At 55.5% G+C, this 21,008-nt stretch carries 20 protein-coding genes; 16 read left to right on the top strand and 4 right to left on the bottom strand.

Translation table 11 applies throughout. The features are described from left to right. Positions 1 to 7 precede the first annotated feature (7 nt). The 3 genes from K3556_RS05560 (at position 8) to K3556_RS05570 (ending at position 3,160) form a co-directional block, all read left to right on the top strand. Positions 8 to 916 carry an MBL fold metallo-hydrolase gene (locus K3556_RS05560; RefSeq protein WP_260518735.1) on the top strand — a complete coding sequence of 303 codons (909 nt, stop codon included), beginning with the start codon at positions 8 to 10 and terminating at the stop codon, positions 914 to 916. A 153-nt stretch (positions 917 to 1,069) separates the two neighbouring features. Next, positions 1,070 to 1,546, top strand: coding sequence for a luciferase family protein (locus tag K3556_RS05565; RefSeq protein WP_260518736.1), 477 nt, complete (start codon positions 1,070 to 1,072; stop codon positions 1,544 to 1,546). An 81-nt stretch (positions 1,547 to 1,627) separates the two neighbouring features. Continuing rightward, positions 1,628 to 3,160 carry a glutamate synthase-related protein gene (locus K3556_RS05570; RefSeq protein WP_260518737.1) on the top strand — a complete coding sequence of 511 codons (1,533 nt, stop codon included), beginning with the start codon at positions 1,628 to 1,630 and terminating at the stop codon, positions 3,158 to 3,160. A 122-nt stretch (positions 3,161 to 3,282) separates the two neighbouring features. On the opposite strand, the gene K3556_RS05575 is transcribed toward K3556_RS05570, so the two are convergent. Then, complete coding sequence (locus tag K3556_RS05575; protein ID WP_260518738.1) at positions 3,283 to 3,621, bottom strand: HNH endonuclease; 339 nt, start codon at positions 3,619 to 3,621, stop codon at positions 3,283 to 3,285. A 504-nt stretch (positions 3,622 to 4,125) separates the two neighbouring features. Here K3556_RS05575 and K3556_RS05580 point away from each other — a divergent pair. After that, entirely contained in the window at positions 4,126 to 4,947 is an 822-nt protein-coding gene (locus tag K3556_RS05580; protein ID WP_260518739.1) for a class I SAM-dependent methyltransferase, read from the top strand. 165 nt (positions 4,948 to 5,112) lie between these two features. Here the strand turns inward: K3556_RS05580 and K3556_RS05585 are convergent, their stop codons facing one another. Continuing rightward, positions 5,113 to 5,628: a hypothetical protein gene (locus tag K3556_RS05585; protein WP_260518740.1), complete on the bottom strand. Its 516-nt coding sequence runs from the start codon at positions 5,626 to 5,628 to the stop codon at positions 5,113 to 5,115. A 151-nt stretch (positions 5,629 to 5,779) separates the two neighbouring features. Further along, entirely contained in the window at positions 5,780 to 6,262 is a 483-nt protein-coding gene (locus K3556_RS05590) for a hypothetical protein (protein ID WP_260518741.1), read from the bottom strand. A gap of 570 nt (positions 6,263 to 6,832) precedes the next feature. Between K3556_RS05590 and K3556_RS05595 the strand changes: the two genes are divergently transcribed. From K3556_RS05595 to dctP, 4 genes are all read left to right on the top strand, one after another. After that, positions 6,833 to 7,585: a DeoR/GlpR family DNA-binding transcription regulator gene (locus K3556_RS05595; protein ID WP_260519177.1), complete on the top strand. Its 753-nt coding sequence runs from the start codon at positions 6,833 to 6,835 to the stop codon at positions 7,583 to 7,585. Between the two features lie 106 nt (positions 7,586 to 7,691). Then, a complete protein-coding gene (locus K3556_RS05600; RefSeq protein WP_260518742.1) occupies positions 7,692 to 8,276 on the top strand; it encodes a TRAP transporter small permease in 585 nt (194 codons plus the stop codon). Further along, positions 8,276 to 9,772, top strand: a complete 1,497-nt coding sequence (locus tag K3556_RS05605; protein ID WP_260518743.1) for a TRAP transporter large permease — start codon at positions 8,276 to 8,278, stop codon at positions 9,770 to 9,772. Before K3556_RS05600 ends, K3556_RS05605 begins: the two co-directional genes overlap by 1 nt. Positions 9,773 to 9,808: 36 nt before the next feature. After that, positions 9,809 to 10,867 (top strand): TRAP transporter substrate-binding protein DctP, encoded by a 1,059-nt coding sequence (gene dctP, locus K3556_RS05610; protein WP_260518744.1) that lies wholly within the window; start codon positions 9,809 to 9,811, stop codon positions 10,865 to 10,867. 54 nt (positions 10,868 to 10,921) lie between these two features. Here dctP and K3556_RS05615 read toward each other — a convergent pair whose 3' ends face one another. Next, entirely contained in the window at positions 10,922 to 11,404 is a 483-nt protein-coding gene (locus K3556_RS05615) for a tetratricopeptide repeat protein (RefSeq protein ID WP_260518745.1), read from the bottom strand. A 63-nt stretch (positions 11,405 to 11,467) separates the two neighbouring features. On the opposite strand from K3556_RS05615, the gene K3556_RS05620 reads away from it, so the two are divergent. The 8 genes from K3556_RS05620 to K3556_RS05655 are packed head-to-tail and all read left to right on the top strand — an operon-like array spanning position 11,468 to position 21,005. Further along, positions 11,468 to 12,715: a cytochrome-c peroxidase gene (locus K3556_RS05620; RefSeq protein ID WP_260518746.1), complete on the top strand. Its 1,248-nt coding sequence runs from the start codon at positions 11,468 to 11,470 to the stop codon at positions 12,713 to 12,715. Further along, positions 12,712 to 13,608, top strand: a complete 897-nt coding sequence (locus K3556_RS05625) for a PfkB family carbohydrate kinase (protein ID WP_260518747.1) — start codon at positions 12,712 to 12,714, stop codon at positions 13,606 to 13,608. The genes K3556_RS05620 and K3556_RS05625 overlap by 4 nt, the downstream gene beginning before the upstream one ends. Then, positions 13,595 to 14,623, top strand: coding sequence for a tagatose 1,6-diphosphate aldolase (locus K3556_RS05630; RefSeq protein ID WP_260518748.1), 1,029 nt, complete (start codon positions 13,595 to 13,597; stop codon positions 14,621 to 14,623). The genes K3556_RS05625 and K3556_RS05630 overlap by 14 nt, the downstream gene beginning before the upstream one ends. Positions 14,624 to 14,634: 11 nt before the next feature. Beyond that, positions 14,635 to 16,017: an L-fucose/L-arabinose isomerase family protein gene (locus tag K3556_RS05635; protein WP_260518749.1), complete on the top strand. Its 1,383-nt coding sequence runs from the start codon at positions 14,635 to 14,637 to the stop codon at positions 16,015 to 16,017. A gap of 1 nt (position 16,018) precedes the next feature. Beyond that, positions 16,019 to 17,104, top strand: coding sequence for a Gfo/Idh/MocA family protein (locus K3556_RS05640; protein WP_260518750.1), 1,086 nt, complete (start codon positions 16,019 to 16,021; stop codon positions 17,102 to 17,104). After that, complete coding sequence (locus K3556_RS05645; RefSeq protein WP_260518751.1) at positions 17,101 to 18,093, top strand: aldose epimerase family protein; 993 nt, start codon at positions 17,101 to 17,103, stop codon at positions 18,091 to 18,093. Before K3556_RS05640 ends, K3556_RS05645 begins: the two co-directional genes overlap by 4 nt. A gap of 2 nt (positions 18,094 to 18,095) precedes the next feature. Beyond that, entirely contained in the window at positions 18,096 to 19,550 is a 1,455-nt protein-coding gene (locus K3556_RS05650; protein WP_312847283.1) for an NAD-dependent succinate-semialdehyde dehydrogenase, read from the top strand. Between the two features lie 24 nt (positions 19,551 to 19,574). Continuing rightward, a complete protein-coding gene (locus tag K3556_RS05655) occupies positions 19,575 to 21,005 on the top strand; it encodes an FAD-binding oxidoreductase (protein ID WP_260518752.1) in 1,431 nt (476 codons plus the stop codon). The last annotated feature ends 3 nt before the right edge of the window (positions 21,006 to 21,008 follow it).

Here is a 21,008-nt window from a genome sequence, read left to right on the forward strand (position 1 = left end):
AATCAAAATGAAGCTTACAAACCTGCGAAGTTTTGCGGCAACAGCGGTAGTAGCGTTTGGCGTAACCGGCCCGCTTCAGGCTGACATGCCGCTCTCATATACGAATGAAATTGCCCCCGGCGTTTACAGCTTCGGCGGCGGCAACGGGTATCACTCAATGTTTCTCGTCACCGACGAAGGCGTCGTGGCCTTTGAAACAGTCAACTCGACCCATAGCGAAAAGATGATCGAAGCCATTAGTGGCGTGACCGATCAACCGATTGAATTCGCAATGCATAGCCACAACCATTGGGATCACGCCAGCGGCGGCGGTGTTTTTCAGGCTGCAGGTGCTGAGACAGTAGCGCACACACTGGCAGCTCAGTATCTGGCAGCCGTACCGGGGCAAGATACATCTGTCCCCGACATCGTTTGGGATGGGAACCGTCACGATATTGAAATCGGCGGTGTGACCGTTCAATTGCATTACCTGGGCCTGAACCATGGCCTTGGCATGACGGTTTTTGTCATCCCGGAAAAGCGGGTCGCCTACATCGCGGACTTGGTTACGCCCAATCGGGTTGGTTTTAACATCATGCCCGATTTCAACATCGGCGAATGGGAGCGCACTCTGGGTGAAATACTCGAGCTTGATTTTGATGTTGCCGTTTGTTCGCATACAGAGTTGTCGGCGGAAGAAGCCCCCAATGGTTGCACCAAAACGCATGTTGAAGAAGAGCGTCAGTTCATTGTTGACCTGAGGGGCGCGATCTTTGCCGAGTTCCAAAAGGGCACGCCAGCGAATGAAATCCCAACCAGGGTTGCGTTGCCGCAATACGCTGAATGGGTCGGATATGACGAGTGGCTGCCAATGAACGCATGGCGCGTCATGCTTGATATCTGGATGGGTCCATATCCTTGGGTTCCTGAGGGCTGATCGGCATCCTCTGACACGGCCTCTTCCAGCAAACAGGACTGGAGGAGGCTTGGTTTTCTTGAACTTGAACAAATTCATTGAGGTTAAAATATGCGATCTCTACCGACTTTATTGTGTTGCGGCCTGCTTTCGTCGTTGGCTGCGGCGCCAACGATGACACATGCTGAAAGCCTACCGATCCGGATAACGCCAGTACCACAAACAACGGATGGTGTTCCGCATGTACAAATCGGCGTTAAGGCGGTCGCAGAGCTTGCCCAAGCACTTATGGATCACGTGTCCAAGTTTCCAGGCGTTAATCTTGGTCCAACGCGTGTTTCGATGCCGGGAGGCGTTGGGTTTCAGCTAGAAGATGATGTGCTTCTCGCACGTCCAGATGTCATTGTGGGCGGTCAAGAATTTGCCCACTTACACACAGATGGCAGTCTGCATGCCTCGCTGAGCCCTGACGTGGCCCTTGCCGCAATTGACGCTGGCTGGGCTGTTGCACATCCTTGGGCCAAGCAGCGAGAAGGATGGGATGGGTTCGTGATGGTTTTCACACCGACCACATTTGCGGAACTTGAAGTCGTCACCCAACTGGTTGAAAGTTCCTACGGCTTCGTAACAGGGCACGGTCTGCCAGAGTAGTAACCATCACTTCAAACTAAATTGTATTGGCTGGAGCGCGATCACAGCCTGCTAAATCAAAGCACCAAAAAGGACAAAGACATGACCCAATCCGTTCCGATTATCGCTGCCAAACATCCCGCCAAAGTCGATCTGGAAAAGGGCAAGGATTACTATTGGTGTCGGTGTGGATTGTCAAAAAGCCAACCGTTTTGCGATGGGTCGCATGCAGGCACCGACGTGACGCCACATAAGTTTACCGCTGATAGCACAGGCAGCGCAGCGCTATGTCAGTGCAAAGCGACAGCAAACGGTCCATTCTGCGATGGCACGCACGCCAGCCTTGGTGATCTGAAAGCAGGTGATCCGTCACCGAAACCGAAGTCTGACCTTCCGACCGCGACCCCCACGCCAGAAGAACCAACCGTCGCTCGCATCCATGCCTTGGCCAAAGACGGGCTGGCCAAGTTGGGCCACCATGGTGAAATGGGTGCAATGGGTGTGCCCCGCAAAGACTTGCCACATTGGGACGATATTCAGATTCTGCCTGCGCAAATGGCGCGCAAACCATTGTTGGATGACGTGCCAGTCGCGACATCCGTTACGATTGGGCCCCGCGCCGCCAAACCGTTGCAACTGGACATTCCACTATTCGTTTCGGACATGAGCTATGGCGCATTGTCCGAAGAGGCGAAGACGGCGTTGTCACGCGGTGCGCAGATGGCAGGAACCGGAATTTGCTCTGGTGAGGGCGGCATGCTGCCGGAGGAACAGGCTGAAAACTCACGTTACTTCTACGAATTGGCATCCGCGCGATTTGGCTGGGATCTTGATTTGGTCGCACGCGTGCAAGCCTTTCACTTCAAAGGCGGCCAAGGGGCAAAAACCGGCACGGGTGGGCATCTGCCTGGTGATAAAGTGCAAGGGAAGATCGCAGAGGTACGTGGCTTGGAGCCTGGGCAATCCGCGATATCCCCGTCAACGTTCCCTGACCTTGAAACACCAGCAGACTTCAAACGTATCGCTGATAAAGTCCGTGAGCGGTCTGGCGGTATCCCAATCGGGTTCAAACTCTCGGCGAACCATATCGAGGACGACATCGATTTCGCTCTGGAAGCCAGTTCTGACTACATCATTTTGGATGGTCGTGGCGGCGGAACGGGTGCTGCACCGTTGATTTTCCGCGATCATATCTCAGTGCCAACGATCCCTGCTTTGGCCCGTGCCCGTGCCCATCTCGATGCAAAGACGGGTCGTGAAGTGACATTGGTCATCACAGGTGGCCTGCGTGTGGCTGAGGATTTCGCCAAAGCCATGGCCTTGGGTGCGGACGCCGTCGCGGTTTCAAATTCTGCCATGCAAGCTGTCGGGTGTATCGCGGCGCGTATGTGTAATTCCAACAACTGCCCTGTTGGCGTCGCAACCCAAAAGCCCGAACTGCGCGCGCGACTGGATGTGCAGGTCGGCGCACAAAAGCTCGCCCGCTATTTCGGCGCATCTGTCGAACTGATGCAGGTCTTGGCGCGGGCGTGCGGACACAACAGCCTGTCAGACTTTGCCCATCGTGACATCACAACATGGAAAAGAGAGGTGGCCGATCTTAGCGGTGTGCGCTTTGGTGGTATCAAGCGTTAGGCACAGGCCATCATGCGAGGCGACGTGCCTGAATGTTGCTTCGCTACAACCACCAGAGTGCTAAAGCCGCCATTTGAGCACGTTGCAGCATTCGACCCTTTGGGCCGAAGGCAACATGCTCATTACAAATTGATACTAGCCTGCAACCAACGTCCTTTGCGCATTCGTTTCTTTACATGTGCTCGATGTTCCTGAGGTGATCGAACTTGCTTCCTTTTGTGGCGTGTTGTGTTGCAAAACCAGCAAGCTGCAACAATGTTTTCCGGCGTGTCCACCCCACCATCTGAGCGCGGGACAAGATGTTCCGCCGTACATTGCAGCGTTTTGGGTTTTTCATTCGTCCAAAGGTCTGGCCACCCTACCTTTTCTGCTTCATGTTCCCACATCGGCAGATCGCAATAATAGCAACGTCCACCTTGAGCTAGCATCTTGGCGCGGCGAATCTTGGATGTTTTTTTCATCACACATAGGTCTCCATTCATCTTCAAAAGAAGCGAATGCGCGATGCCCAAAAAAAGACATTCCCCGGATGGAAGCTTATGCTCGCGCGAGACCCGATTTTCGTGGCAACGCAGTCCGGCCCAATCGGCCTTTGGCCCGAAGGGAACGAAGTATATCGTATTAGAAAGCTAAGATAATAACGCTTAGACGTCAATGTCTGATTCGATGAATCTACATGAAACCACCCCGAAGTTCTGCAATGTCCGCAAAGGGCCGGGTCCGCACAGGTGCCTGCCGGGCAAGAAATACAGATGCTACACTGAATCCGATTTCAGGAATGAGCCAAAGGGGGCCACGCAAAAATGGACCTGACGGAAGTTAGTTTGTCAGGAACCTAATGCATGCGATCTTCATTGTCGGCTAACTATTTCTACATTTGGTTCACTGCTCAGCACACAGTCATTGCTTGTTCATATGAAGTGCAGCACCATTCATGAAAGTTTATGCATTTAGGGAATGGGCTAATGGACTGGAGCGCTCTTGCACAAGCTTGGATCGATCATGAGGAGCCTATTGAGAGGGCTCATAGCCCCATCAAGGATGAATTGCTCAAACGCGCCGCGTTGCAACCAGGAGAGAAGGTTCTCGACCTCGGGTGCGGCTCCGGTGCGCTGACGCTCGACGCAGCTGCGCGTGTTGGTCCACAGGGGAGCGTGATCGCATTGGACATCGCTGACAATTTTGTAGCTCGGGTCGAACATCGCGCAAGAAACGTGCCACACATATCGCCAGTCCAGGGTGATGCGCAGGATTTCAGTTTTTCTGACGTTAAGTGCGACGCCGTGATCTCATTATTCGGGACCATGTTTTTTTCAGATCCGCAGGTGGCTTTTACCAATATCGGAAACTCTCTCTACGAAGGCGGTCGCATAGCCTTCGTGACGTGGGCCGGTCCGCAGCACAATCCTTGGTTCTCGGTGCCTGGCAAGGCCTTGGCAGACGCACTTCCAGAGATGCCAAAGCCTGATCCATCGGCTCCTGGCCCAATGGCATTTGCCAATGTGGAAATGGTGACTGACTTGCTTTCCAAAACGGGCTTTGCAGATGTGGCCGCGGAAGAGATCGATACCCACCTCACGCCGATCGGTGCCGCCGCTGACATTACAGCCATGATGCTTGCCATAGGTCCCTTTCGCGGAGCCGTCTCCCAATTTGCCAAGCTCGGTGAAGAGGGATCCGCGATGGATAGCATCGCGAAAGGGATGACTGAAGGTTACGGGGCGTTCGCGGGTGAGCAAGATGTCAGGGTGCCTGCCCGTGTGATTTTCTACACAGCCACCCGCTAGCGGCGCGGGAACTGCATCGTCTGCGAGACGATCATTCCGGGGAGTCGCGTCGAACACCGGTTCCGAGATCCAAATGCGTCTTATTTCTGACCGTAGGGTCTGACGCGGATCGCTATTTCGCGACAGCAGAACCGAAGCACACTGGTCAATCTCAGAAAGCCACAATCAAATCTGTAGCCCGAAGAATACTACTGCGAGGGGCAGAGGGGAGACGGCGAGCGCCACGGTCGCAAGGGTCGCCAGAGGCGAGAAGATCCCGCTTAGCCCGGCCAGAAGCATGATGCCGCCACCGCCACCAATCACGGAGTTGCCTGGTGTGTTTACCGCGAGCGCTAGGGCGAAATAGCGGTAGCGCAACGCAAGGCTGAGCGCGCGTTTGGACTGACCGTCTAGCAGCATTTCAAGCCTTTCGTCCTGCGACAGCGGGGCGGCCCGAGAGACCAGTGCAGCCGCGCGGCGCATCCTCAGAATCGAGAGAAGACGCTCGAGTGCACTAATGGGCAGGAAACGACCGACCGCGAATGCCAGCATCATCGAGGCAACGGTGCAGACATAGATCAGCGGCGCGATGGACGCTCCGAAAGTGGCGAGCATCGCCAACCCGATCTCGGCACCCGGCACGAAGGGCAGAGCTAGAAGACCGATATAGGCCACTGCGCCGAGCATGAGGGCACGGTGCACTTGCTGCTCGTTGTCCGGTCTAATCTGCAGGTTCAATGCATCACGGATGAGGTGCGCGCCCCAGGTGGCAATCACAAGGATAGCAACGAGAACCACGACCCGGAGGGCGATGGTGCCATAAGACGCTCCGGCTGGTTTCAAGATGTGTACCTCAGCCCTCGGCTTTCGCGCCATTGGTGGGCACCGCTTCCCCGGTGGCCGTCATGACGATCTGGTTGGTCCAGTACCAACGCCGGGTTGTCCACGTCAGGTCGAGAGCAATGTCGTTGCCCTCGACCTGTCCGTAGAAGACCACCGTGTGCGGTGCGTCCGGGCAGACCGCGGTCGTGGTGAAATGGACCACGCCGTCGATCTCCTTGGTCTGATAGTCGGACCAGCCAAAATTGCAGTATTCCTGACAGTCGGCAGACTGGAATGTGCCGTTGCGGAAGGCCAAAAGGCCATCGAATACCGCGCCGCTGTTTGCGTCCCGACCGAGGATTTCGAAGGACCGGTTGTCAAGCGCGCCGCTCGCGGTCCACGGGCCTTGGGGCACCTCGAGGTCGGGTATGTCCTCATTCATGACCGACATCGTTATCGCTCCTGTGCCGAGCGTGGCGAGGGCGATGGCGGCGACTTGAACGATCTGCGGCATTGTGATTTCAGCCAATTAAATACGAGTAATGGTCAATTACTTAATGGGGACACTACCGCGCGAAGGCCCCAAAAACAAAAGGAAAGTGCGATACCCCATTTTGAAGCACGAACATTGTCGCTGAACGAGGGTCCACTTGGTCCGCGGTGCGTCGGCTTGACGTTTTCCAAATTTTTCGCTCGCTTCGAATGTCGGCAATGCAGGCTGCGACTGCAGCATCGGAGCTTGGTAGTGAATGTCTCTTATGGGCCGTTCGTAGCGTAGCGGTTAGTCAATTTCTTTTGTTACCCAATCGCTTTGAGCCGTAAACATACGGGCGGGCACAAGCAATACAGAGCTCTGTTGGATCCTAGTCTGGATCGCCTTTGCTAGAAGGCGAGGACCGGTGAGCAGTGTCCCTTTGGCGTCTAGGACCGGGTTGTGATCTGGAATGCTGTATTCGCCGCCACGCTCAACATTTTCGACACTTGCCGTCTGCCAATTGAACATTGCGAATAATATTCGTTTTTGCTCTAATAACGAAACGAACTGGAGGCGAAAGGAAAAGCGTTGAAATCTGGTCGAAAAGCAGTGGTCCGCCAAACGGCGATATTGAAGCATCTTCAAGCGAAGGGGCGTGCGCTGGTCGACGATCTGGCAGAGTTGTTCGAGGCCACACCTCAAACCATCCGCAAGGATCTCAATGCATTGGCTGAGGTCAATCAGATTGCTCGTTTCCACGGAGGCGCTGCATTGGTTGGCGGGACTGAGTATGCTGGTTTTGCGGTCCGGCAAGATGTCGCCCGGGAAGAGAAAGAACATATTGGTCGCGCAACAGCCGCTTTGATACCGAACGATTCTTCGCTCATCATCAATGCTGGGACAACCACAGCAGCCGTTGCAAGAAACCTGTCGCATCATGTAGGAATAAAAGCCGTCACCGATTCAGTCACTTTAGCCAGTGAAATAAGGGACTTTGCGGGCGTAGAGGTGATGGTTCCAGCCGGTGTCGTACGAAAATCGGACGGCGCTATTCTGGGTGAGGCTGCTGTGGACTTCATCCGCCAGTTCAGGGTCGATACGGCGGTGATTGGTGCCGCAGCGATTGCTGAAGACGGCTCGCTTCTCGACTATGATCTGCGTGAAGCCTCGTTGGTCAGGGCGATCATTGAAAATGCGCGCAATGTCATTCTGACCGCAGATGGAACTAAGTTTGGGCGCGCAGCACCGGTCTGTATCGGGAAATTGGAGCAGATCGATACACTTGTGATCGACAAATCCTGCCCACAGGCATTGGCCGAGATGTGTGTAGCGAAAAGCGTGCGATTAGTTTTGGCGGGTTAGGTTCGCAGGCTTGACACATAGGTTCGATATGCCGAGGATATGAAAATAACGAAAGTAAATACGCGCTATATGTGATTCAAATGGTGAAACCACCAAAGGGGGGGCAGTGCTGACGCTACTGCGACTGATTGCTGGGGTGAATACGCTGGTCCTTCGTATAGGACGCCAGATGGCCTGGGTGGCTTTGGCGTTGATGGTTGTCGTGATCCTTACGCAGGTTGTCTTTCGGTATGTATTGAATAATGCCCTTGCTTGGCCGGACGAAGCTGCCCGATTTCTTATGTTATGGATGGCTGGGCTGGTCGCGCCCTCTGCGATGCGATGGAACGGGTTCGTTGCCATTGACATGCTGCCGACTGCACTGCCACGCAAACTGGGTTTGGGTTTGACCCTAACCTTACTGGTTTTATCTCTGATTGTATTAGTTATCGCTATTGGCCATGGCTACAGTCATGCCTTCGGGTTTGGTGGGAAGTTTGACAGCTCATCTTTGAAGCTTCCGTTAGAGTGGCTGGGGCTTGAATCCGTTAAGGTTAAACTTCGCTATATGTATATGTCGCTATTTGCGTGCATCGTGCTGCTGATCTCGGTCACGATCGAGATGATACTGCGCACACTGGTGTCATTGATAGATCCAGACGCTGAACTGCCAAGCGATGACGCGCTTCCGTTTTCGATGGAGGCCGAGTGATGCTGGCCCTGTTTCTGCCGCTCTTTCTGATTTTCCTTATGATCGGGCTTCCGGTCTTTTTCGCTTTGCTGCTATCGCCAGGGTTGTTGCTATTCCTCAATGGGCAGGAGCGTGATGTCGCATTACTTTACCGTAATGTTTACAACGGGATGGATAGTTTCCCGCTAATGGCTCTTCCATTCTTTGTTTTGGCAGGTGAACTGATGAACAGGGGCGGGATCACAACACGACTTGTTGAGTTCAGCCAAGCGTTGATGGGCCATTTCCGCGGTGGGCTAGCGCATGTGAATATCCTTAGCTCAATCCTGTTTGCGGGGCTTTCCGGATCCGCCGTGGCCGACACGTCGGCACTTGGATCTACGTTGATCCCGGCAATGGAGCGCAACGGATATTCTCGCAAGTTTGCCGCTGCGGTGACAGCCGCGAGTTCGGTCATTGGCCCGATTATTCCACCGTCAGGCATAATGATCATCTATGCATATGTTATGGGCGAAAGCGTCGCGGCGCTTTTCTTAGCCGGTATCGTGCCGGGCATCTTGGTTGGCGTCGGCCTGATGGTTGTCGTACGATTGATGGCTGATCGATATGACCTTCCAAAGGCAGAACGAATTGTCACCCCAAACCAAACAATTTCACCCTTAGAAGGTAAGGTAAGCTTCGTTCTTTTGCGGATCAACTTTGCGGGCGTTCTGCTGGCTCTTTATTCCGGCGTTGCAGCGTTATTGCGCCTTAACGGCGTTGAGATCGGTGTCAATGGGTGGCTTGTCTTCTTGGTGTTCTTACCAATCGCGCATTTCCTTCTGTTGAGGTTGCGCAAAAAGGTTTCGCCCGACTTCCGCGTTATTTGCAAGAAAGCGGTTGCGCCTCTGCAAACCCCGATCATCATTTTGGGCGGTATACTTGTTGGAGTGTTCACCCCGACCGAGGCGAGTGCGGTGGCAGTCGCTTATGCATTGATAGTTGCCTTTTTCATCCTGCGCTCGATGAGCGTGTCAGATTTACCGGGCATTCTGATGCGAGCGGCGTTGTCGAGCTCGACCGTGTTGCTTCTTGTTGGCGCGGCGGTGGCCTTCAAAACGGTCGTCAGCTTGTCACACGCGCCAGAGACCATGGCGGGCTTCATTCTTGGATTGTCTGACAATCCGCTAATCCTTCTATTCTTGATCAACCTGCTTCTTTTCGTGGTAGGAATGTTTCTGGACGCTGGTCCGGCAATCATCATCCTTGGACCAATTCTGGGACCGATTTTCGTCGATTTGGGGGTCCACCCAGTTCACTTTGCCATCATCATGAGCGTCAACCTGACAGTGGGTCTGGCGACGCCACCGATGGGGCTGGTGTTGTTTGTTGCAAGTTCTGTTTCCGGCGAGAAAGTCGAAGCTATTTCGCGCGCCATTTTACCCTTTCTACTGGTCGAGGTTATCGTGATTTTCTTGATCACTTATGTCCCGGCAATCTGCATGACGATCCCGCGTTTGACGGGTTTTGTCCAATAAAACCAACGATATAACCATTCCAACGAGGAGGAACTTATGTTCAAATCAACTTTAAAGGCGCTGTCTGCCGCAGCTGTGTTGGCTGCCAGCGCCGTGGCGGTTCAAGCTGCTGACTATACCATTCGCGCGACTGCGAATTCCAACGAAAACGACGAAGACTATGATGGTCTTGTCGTGTTCAAAAACTTTGTCGAGAGCGCTTCAAACGGGGCGATTGAAGTCGAGCTGTTCATTGGGACGCAGCTTTGTTCAAAAGGTGCCGAGTGTCTGCAGGGTGTGGCCGATGGCTCCATCGATGTTTACATTTCGACATCGGGCGGTGCATCGGGTATTTTCCCATATGTACAGGTACTTGATTTGCCTTACTTGATGGCCAACGACCGCGTAGCTGAGGCTGTATTGTCCGGCGACTTCACGCGCACGATGCGCTCTATGGCATTAGCGGATTCAGGCGATGCAATTCGACTGATGACCATCGGTAACACTGGCGGCTGGCGCAACTTTGCCAACACAAAACGTCGCGTGCGGGCTCCTGCAGACATGGAAGGTTTGAAGATCCGCACCGTGGTCGCCGATCTGCCGCAGGAGCTTGTCAAGGCCCTTGGTGCATCGCCGACGCCGATCCCATGGCCTGAGCTGTTCACCAGCTTCCAAACGGGTGTTGTAGAGGGTTCCAAAAATGGCATCACCGACATCATGGGTATGAAGTTCCCGGATGCGGGTCTGCAATACGTCACGCTAGACGGTCACGCTTATATGGGTGCGCTGTGGTGGATGAATAACGCCAAATTCATGGGCATGCCGGAAGACATGCGTCGCGTCGTTGTGGACGGTTTCGCTGCCCTTCAGCAGGCGACTTTTGCCTCACCTAAACGCAAATCGATCCAGGCATACGAAGATTTCGTTGCCGGTGGTGGAGACCTCTATGTTCCTAGCCCAGCCGAGAAAGCCGCGTTCAAAGAAGCAGCGGCTCCGGTTTATGACTGGTTCAAGGGTAACATCAAAGGTGGTGAAGAGATCTTTACCGCGCTGACCGATGCTGTTGCCGCAGCAGAAGCAGATATCGACGCCGGTATGGCGCAGGACATCAACTGATCCTGAAGACAACCAACCTTGGGGCTGCGTGTTCTCCCGCGTGGCCCCCAGGACTTAGCGAAACGGGTAAAGCCAGACCCGGTAGTCATCCACCAGAATATGGGCTTTTTCGATTTGTTCGGACGTCATCTTCTTCACCACTTCCTCAACGGAAATGGCCGCATCGGGGTCGCCCCCGATCGTCGAAAGGGTGTACCACATGTAGGCCCTGACAAGGTCCGGTGCGGGCATGCCGCGACCGACCTCGTAATACCAACCAATTCCAGATTGTGCGCCAGCATGCCCCTTCATAGAGGCACGAAGATACCATTCAAACGCTCGCACGTCGTCACGCTCGACACCCAACCCAAGCGCATACATAACGCCTATCAATTCTTCCGCTTCGGCATTGCCGGATCGCGCGGCGGGCAACAGTTCGGTCATCGCGGCAGAGTAGTCTTTGGCATCCATCAGATCGCGAGCCGTTTCAATCTCGGCCAAAACGGGCGTGGCCAGAAGGCACAGGACAAGGCAGGGGGCAAAGCAAAGGCGTTTCATGTTTTCTCCGTCTTGGCGGCGCTCGCGGGCGCACCCGCGTATGGGACATCGCTTCCACAGCCCTTGCAAGAGGCTGATTTCATCTCGTTCGATCAGACGCAGGCGGCGTTAGGGCAACTTCTGTTTTATGATCCTATCCTGTCGGGCAATCGCAACATTGCCTGTGCAACGTGCCATCATCCCAAACACGGAAGCTCGGACGGGTTGAGCCTTGGTATTGGCGAAGGGGGCGAGGGGCTAGGTCCGATGCGTCATCCGGGGCAGGGGGCTAGCCGCATCATCAAACGTATCCCACGCAATGCGCCCGGTTTGTGGAACCTTGGCGCACGCGAGGTCGATGTTATGTTTCACGACGGTCGCCTGTCGGTCTCAGATATCTACAACACCGGGTTTGACAGTCCAGCGCAGGAATGGCTGCCCGATGGACTGAACTCGATCCTTGCGGCGCAAGCCTTGTTTCCAATGACGTCGCAATTCGAGATGGCCGGTGATCCGAAGGAAAACCAAGTTGCAGGCGCGGCCTATAATCGGATCGACGCGGTATGGCCGATCATTGCAAAAAGAGTGCGGACAATCCCGGATTATGCGGATCGGTTCAGTGAGGCTTTCGTTGACGTGTCGGGTCCGCTGGATGTCTCGATCACCCATATTGCCAATGCACTCGCTGCTTATCAAGCCACGGAATTTCGCAGTGATGACAGCCCGTTTGACGCCTTTCTTAAAGGCGATAGCGCGGCGATGACGGCAGACCAGCTGGCAGGGCTAGAGCTTTTTTACGGCAAAGCCGGGTGCAGCACCTGCCATTCCGGCCCGCTTCTGACCGACCACGAATTTCATGCGCTGATGCTGCCGCATTTCGGACCGGGCAAGACACGGCAATGGGATCCGATCGTGCGTGATGTTGGACGGATGGGGGCCTCGGACCGGTTAGAGGATGCCTATCGGTTCCGCACACCATCGTTGCGAAATGTCGCCCTGACCGCGCCATACGGGCACAACGGGGCATATCCGACGCTGGAAGGGATAGTGCGCCATCATCTGAATCCGCAAGCAGAGTTTTCTAAGTGGAAACCGGAACTTGCGGCACTCCCGAAAGCGCCGTGGCTCGCTGCAACTGACTTCTTGCCGTTCCAGGATAAGCGTGAACGGGCGCGTCTCGCTTCGCAGGTTGATGTGACTTCATTGGAAATGAGTGACGATGAAATCACCGAACTTGTCGCGTTTTTAAAAGCCCTGACGGGCACGGCTTCCAGTCGGGGGCGCCTAGGAACTCCGGTTAGCGTGCCCAGCGGATTGGAGGTGCCCCAATGACCCGCATTCTCTGTGTAGGTGCCGCCGTTGTGGATTTCGTCTTCCATCTGGATGAGCTGCCCGACCGGGCTGAGAAGTATGGCACGGATCGTGCCGTCGTGGTCGGCGGCGGTTGTGCTGCCAATGCCGCAGTTGCGGTGACGCGTCTGGGTGGCGACGCCATCTTGGGTGCGCGACTGGGTACAGACAGCGTTGGCGACATGGTGCTTGCAGAGCTTCGTGATGAAGGCGTGGACGTTGACAACGTGACCCGTACCAAAGGCGCGCGCAGTTCGTTTTCGTCGGTCTTGATTGATATGAATGGCGAGCGCCTAATTGTTAATTTTCGGGGTGAAGGGTTGGTCCTCAAGACTGCGTGGTTCGCGGGTATTGGCGAACTTGGTGCAGTCTTAACGGACACGCGCCGCGTTGATGCAGCCCGCGATGCACTGTCGCTTGCGAAGACACGGGGTATCCCGGGTGTTCTTGATGGTGAAGCACCAATTGATCCAACCCTGCTTGATGTTGCCAGCCATGCGGCTTTGTCGATGCAAGGACTTCGTGACCTACATCCGGATCTGACCACCGAGGAGGCGCTAAAACAAATCGCGTCAGATCACGGGTGCTGGGTCTGTGCCACAGATGGCGCAAACGATGTTTGGTTCACTGATGGTCAAAGGATCGAGCATGTTCCAGCATACCAGATAGAGCCGGTGGATACACTTGGGGCAGGCGACGTTTGGCACGGCGCATTCGCGCTGTCGCTTGCACAACAAGCACCGGAACGGGCAGCCATCGAATACGCAAATGCCGCAGCCGCGGTCAAATGCTTGAAACATGGGGGCCGGGCCGGAGCGCCCACACGCACCCAAATTGACGATTTTCTGAAGGAGAGACGTGATGACAACGCTTAGCCCGGGCAAGCTCTGGGGACTGCGCCGTATGGCCGATGAAAACGGTATCTTCAAGATGACCGCAGTTGACCAACGTCCTCCGATCAAGGGTCCGATTGCGGCGCATCTTGGGGTGGATACCGCCCCGTGGGACCAAGTCGCGCGTTTCAAAGGGTTGCTGGTGGAAACGCTGCAGGCACAAAGCACCGCGATGCTGCTCGATCCGCACTATGCAATTCCCTATGCGGTCGACATGTTGTCACCCACCAAGGGCTTGATCGTGACGCTCGAGGACAGCCTGTTTGAAGAAACGCCCGAGGGTCGCTTTAGCTCAGACATTGACGACTGGTCGGTTGCCAAGATCAAACGCATGGGGGGCGACGCCGTTAAAGTTTTGGCGTGGTATCGTCCGGATGCGGGCGACGCGGTGAATGCAGCCCAGAAAGACTATGTGAAACGGATCGGAGAGGAATGCGCCAAGCACGACATCCCGTTTCTGTTCGAACTGCTGGTTTACCCTTTGGCCACTGATGCGCATCAGACCAAAGAATATATCGAGATGCAGGGTAAGAAGGCCGACGATGTTCTGGCCTCGGTCGAAGAATTTGCGAAGCCTGACTATGGCGTTGACGTGTTTAAGTTGGAAAGCCCGGTGAATGCGTCCGATGCTGATGGATCGTCAGGAGTTCAAGCCGTCTTTGATGAGATGGGGAGGCTCGCTGGCCGCCCATGGGTGATGCTGTCAGCGGGTGCAGGAAAACCTGAATTTGCACGCGTGCTGGAACATGCTTTCGCTGCAGGTGCCTCAGGCTTTTTGGCAGGACGCGCTATTTGGCTGGATGCGTTTTCGGCGTATCCGGATTGGGAACGCATCAAGATAGAGCTCGAGGGCGGGGCGGCGGACTACATGGGACAGATTAGCCGATTGGCAGATGCAAAAGCCGCAAACTGGGCGCAGCACTTCTGCTACGGGGAAGGTGGGGCACGCTTTACGCCGGCTGATGCCAGTTTCCGGCACAGCTACGCCGAAGCTTAAGGGACGCGCAGATGAAACTAGGCATACTTCCTTTGGGACGTCCAACATTTGACGTGCCCTTTGCCGAGGAAAAGCTGGCCGCGATGCTGGATGCGCTTGAAGCGACCGGTCACGAGATAATCGGCCCCCGCGAGCTACTATTTGACGAGGACGCAACACGTGCCGGCATCTCAGGCCTTCAGGCAGCCAATGTCGGTCAGGTTCTGATCTTGCAAGTAACCTTCACCGACGCGTCTATGACGGTCGCGATAGGGGCGGCGTTTGATCAGCCCTTGTCGATTTGGGCCGTACCGGAACCCCGGCTGGGGGGACGCCTGCGCCTAAACGCGTTTTGCGGACTGAACTTGGCTGCACATGCTTTGGGCCTGAGTGATCGCGCATTCGGTTGGCTCTATGCGGACCCGTCAGCTGATGTCGTAGCCGAACTGAGCGTGTTGCTGGCAGGAAAGCGACCAGCGGGCAAGCTCACGCCACGGGATCCACCAGAAGCAACCGAACAGGGGCACCGGATTGCTCAAGCAGTCCACGGTCGCCGGATCGCCCGCATTGGTGAACATCCCGTCGGATTTGACACCTGCGCCTATGATAAGGATGCCATGCACTTGCTTGCAGGCGTCGAAGTCGATGAACTGTCGCTGGACGATCTGTTCAGTAAAGCGCGTGCGGTTCCTGATCAGGTGGCTGAAAAGTTGCACAAAGAGGCTTCCGCCCAGCTTGACGGGATAGACGAGGTCGACCCAACCGAACTTGATCGTTCATTGCGCCTGAAAGCGGGGTTGGACGAGCTCAAAGGGCGGGGAGGATATGACGCTTTCGCCATCCGGTGCTGGCCCGAGACGTTCACCGAATATGGTGGCGCGGTGTGTGGCCCCGCGTCGATGTTGGGCGAAGCGCGGGTCCCTTGCGCCTGCGAGGCGGATGTCTATGGCGCGCTGACCCAGCTGATCTTGATGGAGGCTGCCAATGCCCCCGTCTTTTTGACTGATCTGGTGGATATGGACGCAAGCGACAACACGGGTGTGGTTTGGCATTGCGGGCAGGCCCCCTTGTCTATGCACGATCCAGAAATTGCCGTCGAGGCGACCATACACACCAACCGCAAACAGCCGCTGCTCTATCAGTTTCCCCTAAAACCCGGAGAGGTCACGCTGATGCGGATCAGTCAGGCACATGGCCGCGCCCATATGGTGCTGTCGCACGGTGAGATGCTGAGGCGCCCCATGGCGTTCACCGGCACCTCCGGTGTTTTACGGTTTGATCGACCTGCAGGTGAGGTGTTGAATGACATCATTGCAAGCGGGTTAGAACATCACATGGCGCTGGCCTATGGCGACCACCGAGCTGCGCTTCGGGGGGCGGCCGGGGCGCTGGGTTTGCCGCTATTGGAGTTTTGAGATGACAATCAGATACGGCCTGATCGGGTCAGGCATGATGGGGCAGGAGCACATCCGAAACCTCAACCTTTTAGATGGGTGCGAGGTAGCGGCCATTGCGGACCCTGATGAAGGAATGCGTAACTTGTCGGTCGAGACCGCAAACGGTGCCGCGCAGGGTTTTGCCAATTACAAGGATATGCTGTCGGCCGGGCTTTGTGATGCGGTGGTGGTGGTGTCACCCAACGATACCCACCACGCGATCATGATGGATATCCTGGATACAAATCTGCCGATCCTGTGCGAAAAACCTCTATGCACAACAGCTGACCATTGCCGCGAGGTTCTGTCCAAATCGCAAACCCGCACCGCCCCGGTATGGGTCGCGATGGAATACCGTTACATGCCGCCGGTCCAACGCCTGTTGGCCGAGGTCGCGTCAGGCACAGCAGGCACGCCGCGCATGATGTCGATCCGCGAACACCGTTTTCCGTTTTTGGAAAAGGTTGGTGATTGGAACCGATTTAACGCCCGTACGGGCGGCACTCTGGTCGAAAAATGCTGCCATTTCTGGGACTTGATGCGCGTCGTGCTTGAAAGCGATCCAGTGCGTGTCTATGCCTCTGCAGCAGCAGACGTGAACCATCAGGATGAACAATATGATGGCCACACGCCCGACATCATCGACAACGCCTTTGTCACCGTCGATTTCGCAAATGGCGCACGTGGGCTGCTGGACCTGTGCATGTTTGCAGAAGGGTCGTATTGGCAAGAAGTGATCTCGGTCACCGGGGCCAAAGCACGCGTGGATGCCAAAGTGCCGGGTCCTGCGCGGTTTAGCGTGGACGGAAAGGAACGCGCCTCTGAGATCGAGATTAGCCACCGAGACAGCAAAGAGATCATCCGCGAAGAGGTTGAAGTCGACGAGACAGTTCTGGCCGCAGGGGATCACCACGGCTCAACCTTCTTCCAGCACAAGCGTTTTCGCGATCTGGTGGTGTCGGGGATTGGTAAGCCTGAGGTGTCGCTTGAGGATGGGCTTTGGTCTGTTCGCGTGGGTGAAGCTGCCGAGAAAAGCGCCAGAACGGGACAGGCGGTGACCCTATGATTGAGGAATTCGGCACACTTCCAACCGGTGAAACTGTCCATCGGCTGCGCCTTGAGGGCGGTGGACTGACGGGGCACATCTTAACATATGGCGCAATTCTGCAAGACCTTCGCTTAGAGGGCCACGACGCGCCGCTGGTGCTTGGGTTCCCCGAATTTGCGCCTTACCTGACCCATTCTCCTTATTTTGGGGCCATTGCAGGCCGCTGCGCCAACCGCATCCGCGATGGGCATCTGGAACTGGATGGGCAGACCTTCCAACTTGATCGCAACTTTATCGGTAAGCACAGCTTGCACGGTGGTGCGGTCAGCATGGGTAAGCAGCTTTGGGCGGTTGTGGACTACGGATCGGATCATGCAACGCTTGAGATCACGCTGCCCGATGGGCACATGGGTTATCCCGGCAATCTAACTGTAAAGGTCCATTTCACATTGCTTGAGGGCGGTGTGCTGGACATTCGGATGGAGGCGGAATCCGACGCGCCCACGCTCTGTAATCTGGCACATCATTCCTATTTCAAGCTGGATGATAGCGAGACGATTTCAGACCATCTGTTCAAGGTGAACGCAGATCGCTACTTACCTGTGAATGATGAGCTTATCCCGACTGGAGAGGAGCGGTCTGTCGCGGAAACACCTTTTGATTACAGTGCCTTGTCGCCGGTCTCTCAAGCGTCACCGGTGGATCACAACTTTTGCCTATCGCGCCAACGAACCGGGCTACGCTCTGTGGCGTGGTTGGTCAGTCCACTGTCAAACCTGACGATGGAGTGCCGGACCACCGAACCGGGGCTTCAAATCTATGACGGGGGCAAGATCAACATTGACCTGCCGGGCTTAAACGGACGTGAGATGATAGCGCATGCGGGCCTTGCAATGGAGCCGCAAATCTGGCCCGACGCCAACCACCACAGCGTGTTCCCCCAAGCCCTTCTGAGGCCGGGTGAAACCTACCGTCAACACACGCAATTTGCATTTTCGAAGGAATGAACATGAGCAACTTCAATGGCTTGATGGTGGAAGCTAATCTGATTGGTGGCCGGTGGGTCGGATCGGATGCAGGTGGCACAATTAACGTGATCAACCCCGCGACCGGCGAGGTTATCGGCACAGTCCCCAATGGTGGAACGGATGAAACCAATCGCGCAATCGCAGCGGCGAATGCGGCCTTTCCGGACTGGTCCAAATCGAACCTGATGACACGTGTCACGTTGCTGCACAGCCTGCATGACGCCCTGATGGACAATCAAGAGGACCTCGCCCAGCTTCTGACTGCAGAACAAGGCAAACCCATTTTCGAAGCGCGCGGCGAAATTGCCATCGGGGCGGCCTATATCCGTTGGTTTGCCGAAGAAATTCGCCGTGCAAAAGGCGAGATTGTACCAGCCCCAACCGCAGATCGCAGGCTTCTTGTAACGCACCACCCCGTGGGCGTGGTGGCCGCGATCACCCCATGGAACTTCCCGTCGTCAATGCTGGCACGCAAGCTTGGACCTGCGCTCGCAGCGGGCTGTACAGTTGTTGCAAAGCCAGCAACTGCCACGCCGTATTCCGGACTTGTCTGGGGAAAACTGTGCGAGGATGTGGGTTTCCCAGCGGGTGTGGTAAACATCGTCACGGGGTCTGCCCGTCAGGTCGGCGGCGCCATCATGGACAGCCCGGATGTGCGCAAGGTGACCTTCACAGGCTCCACCGAGGTGGGAAAAACGCTGATCCGCCAGTCTGCGGATACCGTCAAGAAAGTCTCGATGGAACTTGGTGGCAACGCACCCTTCATTGTCTTTGACGATGCGGATGTCGATGCCGCCATCGAGGGCGCAATGATCGCGAAGTTTCGCAATATGGGGCAGACCTGCGTTTGCACCAACCGTTTTTACGTGCAGGCAGGTATCCACGACGCTTTCGTTGCGAAATTGAAAGAGGCGGTTGCCGCTTTGGTGGTCGGAAACGGGGCCGAGGATGGAGTCCAGCAAGGCCCGCTGATCGACGATGGCGCGGTGACGAAGGTCGAAGAATTGATCTCGGACGCCAAATCCAAGGGCGGCAACGTTGTTCAGGGCGGCAAACGCCATGGCAATGGCGGCACGTTCTTTGAACCCACAATCATCACCGGCGCGACGGATGATATGCAATTTGCCACGGACGAGATATTTGGCCCCCTTGCCGCTGTGTTCAAGTTTGACGATGAAGCCGAAGCGATAGAGGCCGCGAATGCAACCGAATATGGTTTGGCTGCCTATGCCTATACACGTGACCTTGGCCGCACATTCCGTCTGAATGATGGTCTGGACTATGGTCTGATCGGCATCAATTCCGGGCTGATCACCACCGTCGAAGCGCCGTTCGGTGGGTTGAAGGAAAGTGGCATGGGTAAGGAAGGTGGCAGCCAGGGCTTGGACGACTATCTTGAAACGAAATACATGTGTGTCGCTGGGCTTAGCAGCTAAAGCGCACCAATAGGGGACAGCGCCATGTCTGACTTCTCACAACCCTCTGAGGCCACTCTTGATAAGCTGAAAAAGGTTGTCGGAGAAGGAGACTGGCGCCCGAGTTCAGAGGCCGCGCGCTACTTCGAAGACCCGCGCGGTCGGTTTACAGGACAGGCTTGCCTGATCGTAATGCCAGAAACAACAGAAGAGGTGTCCCGGATTGTCAGGATCTGCAATGAGGAGCGGCTGGGTCTAATCCCTTACGGCGGTGGTACAGGTGTTGTCGCGGGGCAATTGTCGCCCGATAGCGGCAATGCCATCATCCTGTCGCTTGAACGCATGAACCGAATTCGTCAAGTCATGCCCGAGGATTTCGCCTTGGTGGCCGAGGCCGGGTGTATCCTTGAGAATATCCATGCCGCCGCAAGTGAGCATGGGTTGGTTTATCCTCTCAGTATGGCATCGAAAGGCAGTTGTACCGTTGGGGGCAATCTGGCGACCAATGCCGGCGGTATTCAGGTGCTGCGCCACGGAAACGCGCGCGATCTGTGCCTTGGCGTTGAAGCGGTGCTTCCCTCGGGCGACGTGATCAGCGAGCTTCGTCCCCTGCGCAAGAACAACACTGGATACGATTTACGCCACTTGCTTGCGGGAAGCGAGGGCACACTTGGCATCATCACAGCGGCTACGCTTGTATTAAAACCCCAAGACCCAGAAACCGTCACAGCACTTTGTGCCTCACCCTCGTTGAATGGGGCGCTTCGACTGTTTCAGCAACTGCGTAAAGATCTGGGTGAAAGCTTGTCTGGGATTGAGTTGCTGAGCAATTTTGGAATTGACCTCGTCACCCAACATTTCCCCAACCTGAAAAACCCGATTGGTCAGGTTTGTGACTGGTATCTTCTGGTCGAGGTTGGCGGTCAGGCTGGCCTGACGGACCGGGTGCAAGCTTCGTTGGCAAGTTGTATGGAAAAAGGGTTATTACCCGATGCGGTCGTTGCCAGCTCTGAAGCGCAAAGAGCCGGATTGTGGGACTTGAGGGAGAACACGCCCGAAGCCAACCGAATGACAGGCGCAATCTGTAACAGCGATACCTCTGTGCCGCTTAGCCTGATTGACCGTTTCATCACGAAAACACATGAGGCAGTTATGGGCCTAAATCCGGGTTTGCGCATCAACAGTTACGGCCATGTCGGTGACGGCAATATTCACCACAATGTTTTCCCTCCAGAAGGCGTTGAGAAGGCCGATTTCGTCGCGGCAAACCCCGCGATAATAGAGTTGATCCGTGAAACGATTAATGAAGTGACCGAAGACTGCGGTGGGTCGATCAGCGCCGAGCACGGGATTGGGCGGCTGAAGATCAATGACCTCAATCGATATAGCGGCCGCGCGAAACTGGACGCGATCAGGACTATCAAGGATGCACTGGACCCAAACAACATCATGAATCCTGGTGCACTTGTCAGCTGACAA

This window comes from Aliiroseovarius sp. M344 (assembly GCF_025140835.1).
In the GTDB taxonomy this organism is placed as follows: domain Bacteria; phylum Pseudomonadota; class Alphaproteobacteria; order Rhodobacterales; family Rhodobacteraceae; genus Aliiroseovarius.